The organism is Massilia sp. YIM B02769 (assembly GCF_030411995.1).
In the GTDB taxonomy this organism is placed as follows: domain Bacteria; phylum Pseudomonadota; class Gammaproteobacteria; order Burkholderiales; family Burkholderiaceae_D; genus Telluria.
On the sequence record NZ_JASNRC010000032.1, the window covers coordinates 1 to 5,962 of the forward strand.

Annotated in this window: 7 protein-coding genes and 1 pseudogene; all 8 read right to left on the reverse strand. The window is 61.1% G+C overall.

The genetic code is table 11. The features are described 5' to 3' along the window. Positions 1 to 87 precede the first annotated feature (87 nt). Complete coding sequence (locus QPK31_RS25950) at positions 88 to 384, reverse strand: hypothetical protein (RefSeq protein WP_290425771.1); 297 nt, start codon at positions 382 to 384, stop codon at positions 88 to 90. A 60-nt stretch (positions 385 to 444) separates the two neighbouring features. Then, a complete protein-coding gene (locus QPK31_RS25955) occupies positions 445 to 1,239 on the reverse strand; it encodes a DNA adenine methylase (protein WP_290425772.1) in 795 nt (264 codons plus the stop codon). 290 nt (positions 1,240 to 1,529) lie between these two features. After that, entirely contained in the window at positions 1,530 to 1,940 is a 411-nt protein-coding gene (locus QPK31_RS25960) for a holin family protein (protein WP_290425773.1), read from the reverse strand. Between the two features lie 10 nt (positions 1,941 to 1,950). Next, the gene (locus QPK31_RS25965; protein ID WP_290425774.1) at positions 1,951 to 2,493 is read right to left on the reverse strand and encodes a glycoside hydrolase family 19 protein; all 543 of its coding nucleotides are present in this window, start codon (positions 2,491 to 2,493) and stop codon (positions 1,951 to 1,953) included. Continuing rightward, positions 2,490 to 2,723 (reverse strand): HP1 family phage holin, encoded by a 234-nt coding sequence (locus tag QPK31_RS25970; protein ID WP_290425775.1) that lies wholly within the window; start codon positions 2,721 to 2,723, stop codon positions 2,490 to 2,492. Before QPK31_RS25970 ends, QPK31_RS25965 begins: the two co-directional genes overlap by 4 nt. Before the next feature lie 81 nt (positions 2,724 to 2,804). Continuing rightward, the gene (locus QPK31_RS25975; protein ID WP_290425776.1) at positions 2,805 to 3,344 is read right to left on the reverse strand and encodes a hypothetical protein; all 540 of its coding nucleotides are present in this window, start codon (positions 3,342 to 3,344) and stop codon (positions 2,805 to 2,807) included. Then, positions 3,344 to 5,347: a hypothetical protein gene (locus QPK31_RS25980; RefSeq protein ID WP_290425777.1), complete on the reverse strand. Its 2,004-nt coding sequence runs from the start codon at positions 5,345 to 5,347 to the stop codon at positions 3,344 to 3,346. Before QPK31_RS25980 ends, QPK31_RS25975 begins: the two co-directional genes overlap by 1 nt. A gap of 1 nt (position 5,348) precedes the next feature. Further along, positions 5,349 to 5,962, reverse strand: a pseudogene (locus tag QPK31_RS25985) (hypothetical protein); the annotation flags it as partial.

Here is a 5,962-nt window from a genome sequence, read left to right on the forward strand (position 1 = left end):
ATGATGCAGCAGCGTATTCTCCTATAGAGAGCAAGATAGGATAGAAGAACCTACGCCAAATACTACGCCGTGAACCAAGGCTGACGACTAGCGCGGCTCGACCACGACAGCCCACTCCTGCACATAGGCTGGCCCCGTATCGCCCTGTGGGCGCTCCTCGCCTTTGAACAGCATCTTGTTGCCATGCATGGTTGTCAGCCGCGCCTCATAAAGTTGCGGCAGCAGACCGGTCCCGACTTGAAAGTTTGGATCGCGCACCTGGGCGACTAGGACCGGGCCTAGCCCGGCAAGCGTGACTTCACCTTCGACATGCGCAGCTTTGGCGATGTCGCGATCTGAGAGGCGGGTGCCGCGCTCGCGCAGCCTTTTGACTTTGCCGTACATCCGGAAAGTTTAGCATTGTTGACCAAGGCGACTGGGCGCCGCCATGGTCGAGTTTGCATCTTAGAACAGACCAGCAGGATCCGCGGTTCGGTCCCAGCTATAGATCACCACTTCCGATCGCTGCGCGCCACGCCCTGCTGCATCTGCTCCGCAAGAGTATTTAATTGGCACAGTGTCCATCTCGAAGTCGGCGAAAACCTGTCGGATGTCCGGATGATCGTTAAGGCTGATGATCGCCTTCCCCTTTAACTTTTTCAACAATACGGCCATGCGCAGGTACTCGTCGAAGGGAAAATCAACTCCATACCCTTCTGTCTCCCAATACGGCGGGTCCAGGTAGAACAACGTGTGAGGCCTGTCGTAGCGCTCCATCAGCTTGTGCCAGTCCATGTTTTCGATATAGGTCCCTGCAAGCCGCAAATGGGCGGCGGACAGGTTCTCTTCTATACGGAGTAGGTTGATCGGTGGGGTTGTCGTTGCTGTGCCCCAGGACTGGCCCTGTACCTTTCCTCCAAACGATTGCTGTTGTAGGTAGAAGAACCGCACTGCCCGCTGGATGTCCGTCAAGGTTTCGGGTGGCGTCACCTGGTGCCACTTGAAAACCTCTCGACTAGTAAGCGCAAACTTGAAGTGACGTACGAACTCCTCGAGGTGGTTTTGCACAACGCGGTAGAGCCGGACCAGCTCGCCATTGATGTCGTTGATTACCTCGACTTCTGCAGGCGGCCGCATGAAGTAAAGCGCAGCGCCGCCGGCGAAGACTTCCACATAGCATTTATGAGCAGGGAATTGAGGAATAATGTGGTCAGCCAAGCGGCGCTTGCCGCCCAACCAAGGAACGATTGGAATTGCCATCTGTAAACCTTTTTCTTGATGAATATGCTAGACTCCGCCCGCCTTCCGGAAGGTGGCAGAGCCTTTGCTCGGTTCACTGGCTGCGTCAGTGGATTGAGGCCAGGTTCGATTGTTGACGCAATCGGACCTGGCGCCCTGTCTTTATTCCGGCAAGGCCTCGATTTCCTCGAAAGCGTGAGCCGGCTTATTCTGCTGCTCCACCGGCTCACCGGCCGGTGGAACTTGCAACGCCTGTCCGTCGTGACTGAACAAGTAAACGTCACCCGTTGGCGTGGCTAGATAGAAGTCCATTACGGCACCCCCTTGACCTTCTCGACCGTACGAAGGGCACCGAGGCCAAGCATGCCCATCAGGATGGTGCTCATCTCGGTGAAGTCGAATTCCGGCAGGGTAATCGGGTGACCAGCCATCGCCATGACGACGACCGCCGCTGGACCCAAGATGAACTTGAACGCAAAGGCTGCACCGCATACCCAACCGATCGCCGGACGCCAGCCGGCCACGAACAACGACTGGCTTGCTGCCTCGACCTTGTTGACATCTATCTGGCCGGTGATCAGCTTCACCTCGGCGTCCAGCTGAGCGAGCTCGCCGGCCTGGGCCATCCGCATCAATTCAAGCTTCCCCTCTGCAGCAGCCTTCGGGTCCGGGAATATCCGATCGAGCAAGTTGCCGAGGACCGGGATCAGTAGTGGAGTCATGATGTTCCTTTCAGAAGATGACACGGCTGGCTGCGTCGAAGAAGGCCAGCCGGTCCGGCAAGCCGTTGGTGCCACCGTTGATTCGCTTCGTGACCTTCACCTGGTCGCCGAGGTCGGCCAGCTCGTTCAAGCCATGCGCCTTCCAGAACCAGCCCGCCGAGCGGGCCGCTTCGCGCGGTAGCTCAAGCAGTTCGGGATGCTCGATACAATCGATGTCGAGGGCGAGCATGCAGGCGGTGTAGTTGGCGCGGCCAGTGATCTGGATGAGGCCCCTGCCCTTGAATCGCACACCGTCTCCCGGCTGCGAGTTGCCCAGATCCTTACGGCCCTCGTAGCGGACGCCCGATGCGATCTCTTGTGTGTAGCGCAGTTGCCCGGATTCATGCGCGATCTGCGCGAGGAAGGACCGCTTACGCGGTGCGCTGTCGATATCGAATTCGCGCATCGCATCATTGATCGGGTCGAGAAAGCGAACGCAGCGCGTGCCAGCCGCGGGCATGATCATCGCCAAGGTAGCGAGCGAAATTGCCTGGAAGCCTGCGACGGCGCTCACGGCTTCAACCCCAGGGCCGCCAGGCGTGCGATTGCTTCGCGCTCCGCCAGGTCCGCCTGCCGCTGCTCGCGCGCATCTTTGCGCCACATGTAGATAGCATTCGCCGCGAAGGTCAGCAGCGCCGTCACAATACCTGCGATGACGCCCCACTGAGTAAGGGAAAGAGATGCGCCGACGGCCACGATGCTCCCAGCGTAGCTCGTCAGTTCTGGACCGGAAATTTTGCTCATTGGAGGCCTTGGAAAATAAGGCCCCACGTTAACAATTGCCGCGTCTCAATTCTAGGAAAAATGAGACAACAATTACGGTGGCTAACAGCTGGGGCTAATCGCCAACAGCGCCGTCTCGCAGATGCGCTCGAGCTCGTCGAATACGTTGCGCCCGCAGGCCTTGAGGAAGGCGCCGGCAAGCTCGTAGCAGAACCACTTGGACGGGTCTGACCAGTTCTCGCCAGGCGCCAGGCCCAGACCGAGAGCACCGCCAAAGTCGTAGTTGTTGTGGATCATCAGCAGCACCGCGCACGCTAACGGTTGTAGCTGTGCCGGCACCCAGCCCGGCGCCGTCGGCACGTAGGTGCACAGCTGACTTTCAAGGAAGGCAACGCCGGCGGCCAGGTCGGGGACGTAGTGCACGCGCTCGCGCACAATCGTCTGTCCCTTCAGGATGTCAACACGCGAACCCTTGCGCACGCCGGTGAGCATGTTCGCCTCATAGCAGGTGTCGCCGATGGCGATGATCACGTGCGACGAGAGGGCGAGCGCGATGCGGCTACGCGGCTTCATCCAACGAATAAGCCACGACACTGGGTTCCGGCGCCGGCGCGTGAACAGCAGGGTTACTTGGTCTTGCATCAGATCTCCTCGATATCGATGGTGGTGGAGTAGACAGCCGAGAACTGGTAGGCGACGTCGGAATCTTTCGTGCGGCGCCCATAGAGCATGTGGTCGCGCTCAAGCGACAGGTCCGAATGCTCAGGGAATACGGACAGCAGGACCGGATAGGCGCGGCTATTGCGCACCAGGGCCAGGAACTTGGCGCGATCGGCTGGCGACATCTTGCGCAGGTCGACCGGCACTTTGCGGCTGATCGTGCCCGGGTCGGCCAGCTGGTCGCCAGCGGCGCTGCGCGAAATCTCGGTTCGGTCGACTACCGAAACAGACGCGCCCGAAGCGTTGTACTGCGGCGACCAGACGGTGCCGATGACCAAGCAGGCAGCTTCAACATATCCCTGCAGGTTCGCCGGGTCGTCGATCTCGACGCTCAACGTGCGCGCCATGACAGCGGCCGGCAGCCAATGCCGCGCGCAGGCGCCTCCACCATATGCGTAAGCACTCGACGCCTGGGCCGCGGTAAATCCGCGCAGCTTGACGGCCGGCGCAGGGCAGGCCAGAACCCAGCCACTGTCGTAGCCGGCGCCCTGCCAATTGTCCATGTAGCCGTCCGGGCGAACGCCAGGCGTCGCGGCGACGCTCGGGTAGTAGCTGGTGACCTGGGGGCCGGGCTCGAGCATGGCGCCCCATACGTTAAGCCCCTTGGTCACATCCGTCAGCGCACTATCAAACGACGCAGTGGACACCATCAGTCCGGTGGAGTTGTCGGCCACCTGCAGATAGGCGTAGGGCTTCGTCAAATGAAGGGAAGCAGTCGATCCGGAGGCAGCTTGGTAGGCTGCTGCGAGAGTGTTACCCGCAGCATTTGCGCGGATCTGCCAGGTGAAATTCCCGGTGATCGATGGCGTCACTTCCAGCCGCAGGCGGTAATAGCCGTTGCCCATGTCCTCGACGGTGGCGTTCTGTACCTGGGCGCCATTCGTTTTGAATGAGATTGCACCAGTGGCGAGATTGACCATGACGCCTTGATCGCTGCCGCCGGCGCCGATGATGACGATGCCCATATATCGCGCTGGTCCGGATATCTGCTTCATCGTCTGCTCGATGATGATGGTGCGACCAGCTACCCCGCGCAGACCAGTGTTGAAGTAGCGAGGGTATGTTCCAGTGCCAGCCGTCTCCGAAACTACGTCGATAGGCCAGGTCGGATAGATGCGCGCCAGCGCGGTGTCCTCGTTGGCGGCCCATTCGGAGCGCGGCCAAAGCGCGATGCCGCGCGAAGGAGAATTGTGCTTTACCGGATAGATCTGGAATTTTGGCGTTGCGGCGCCAGACAGGCTATTCCAGCCGTTGATCTTCAGTCGCCACCAACCTGCCGGGGCCGGCGATGGGACCGCAATAACGTCGACGGTCACGCCGCTCTGATTGGGTGCCAAGGCCGTATAGGTGGTCCTCCCGTCATCGAGGTTCACCTCCAGCACGGTCTGGCCGGCCGCTTTATCCACCAGGACCAACACCAGTTTTGCCATTTCACCCGACTGCCCGAAGATAGAACCGGAAAAACCGGAGCTCTCAGCAAGGGCTGTTAGGAATTGGTCCAGGTACTGCAGCGAGCCTCCACCTGAGGTCCAGAAGATGCGGTCGGCAGTCATCGTTCCGTTCGGCGCCATAGCGTAGTTGGCCGTCACGTTAGATGTGCCGAAGCCTGACCGACACCACGTCGGGTAGGCTGTGTTAAACGTCTCGGTGTACTTCAGCAGGTTCGTGGTGCCCAGCTCGGAAGCAGCGCGTACGCGCCACTGGGCAGCCGGCGAGAGGTTGCAGAACGGCAGCGCGACGCCCCCTACCTGCTCCGCTTCGGCCCAGGTCGCCGTGTACGTCACGCTCTTGCCAGCGGCACGGTGCACGCTGGACTTTTTGTCGCTGGCCAGGTTGCTGACCGCCAGGGCGCCGGCCGTGGAGGAAGCGACGAGCGACGCCGCGCGTGCGATCGCGTTATCAGAAACGATTCTCAGGTTGGGCATGCTATTCCGTCGTAGTAATGGTGTTCATCTGCAGGGCCAGCGCCCGCATGTCGGCTTCCATGTCGGCCGCGATCGTGGCGATCTCGCTGGCCGTGGTCGCGTGGCGGACGTCCTCTTTGTTCGCGAGACGCAGCGCGCGGATATCGTCGAGCAGCGCGTACCAGCGGTCGGCGGTGGCCAGGATGTCGTCGGCGGCTTGGCGCGCGGTCCAGCTGGCGCGCCACTTCGCCATTGCCCAGCTAGCCACGCCCGGCGGCACGTAGGCGTCGTCGCCTTCGGGATAGCCGGCGGCACGGTACTCGCGCGCGTGCTGCTCGGCGCGCACATACTCGGGCGTCTGTGTCATCTTGCTGATAACGGCCAAGCGCAGGGCCTCGCCGGCGGCGTCAATCGCACCGATCGCCTCGGTGCGGTACGTCTCGGTTGGCTTTGTGTCGGACCAGACAATCAGCTCGTCGACCAGGTGCGCCACCTCGGAATCGCGGCGGCCGGTGCGGCTGAACTCGCCGTCGAAGCGCAGCAGGCGCACACCGGGCTCGCTTTCTGCTCGCGGCAGAATTGGGCCATCATCGGCATCGTCTTCCATGCTGATCCCCAGGATGAGATTTTCATCAC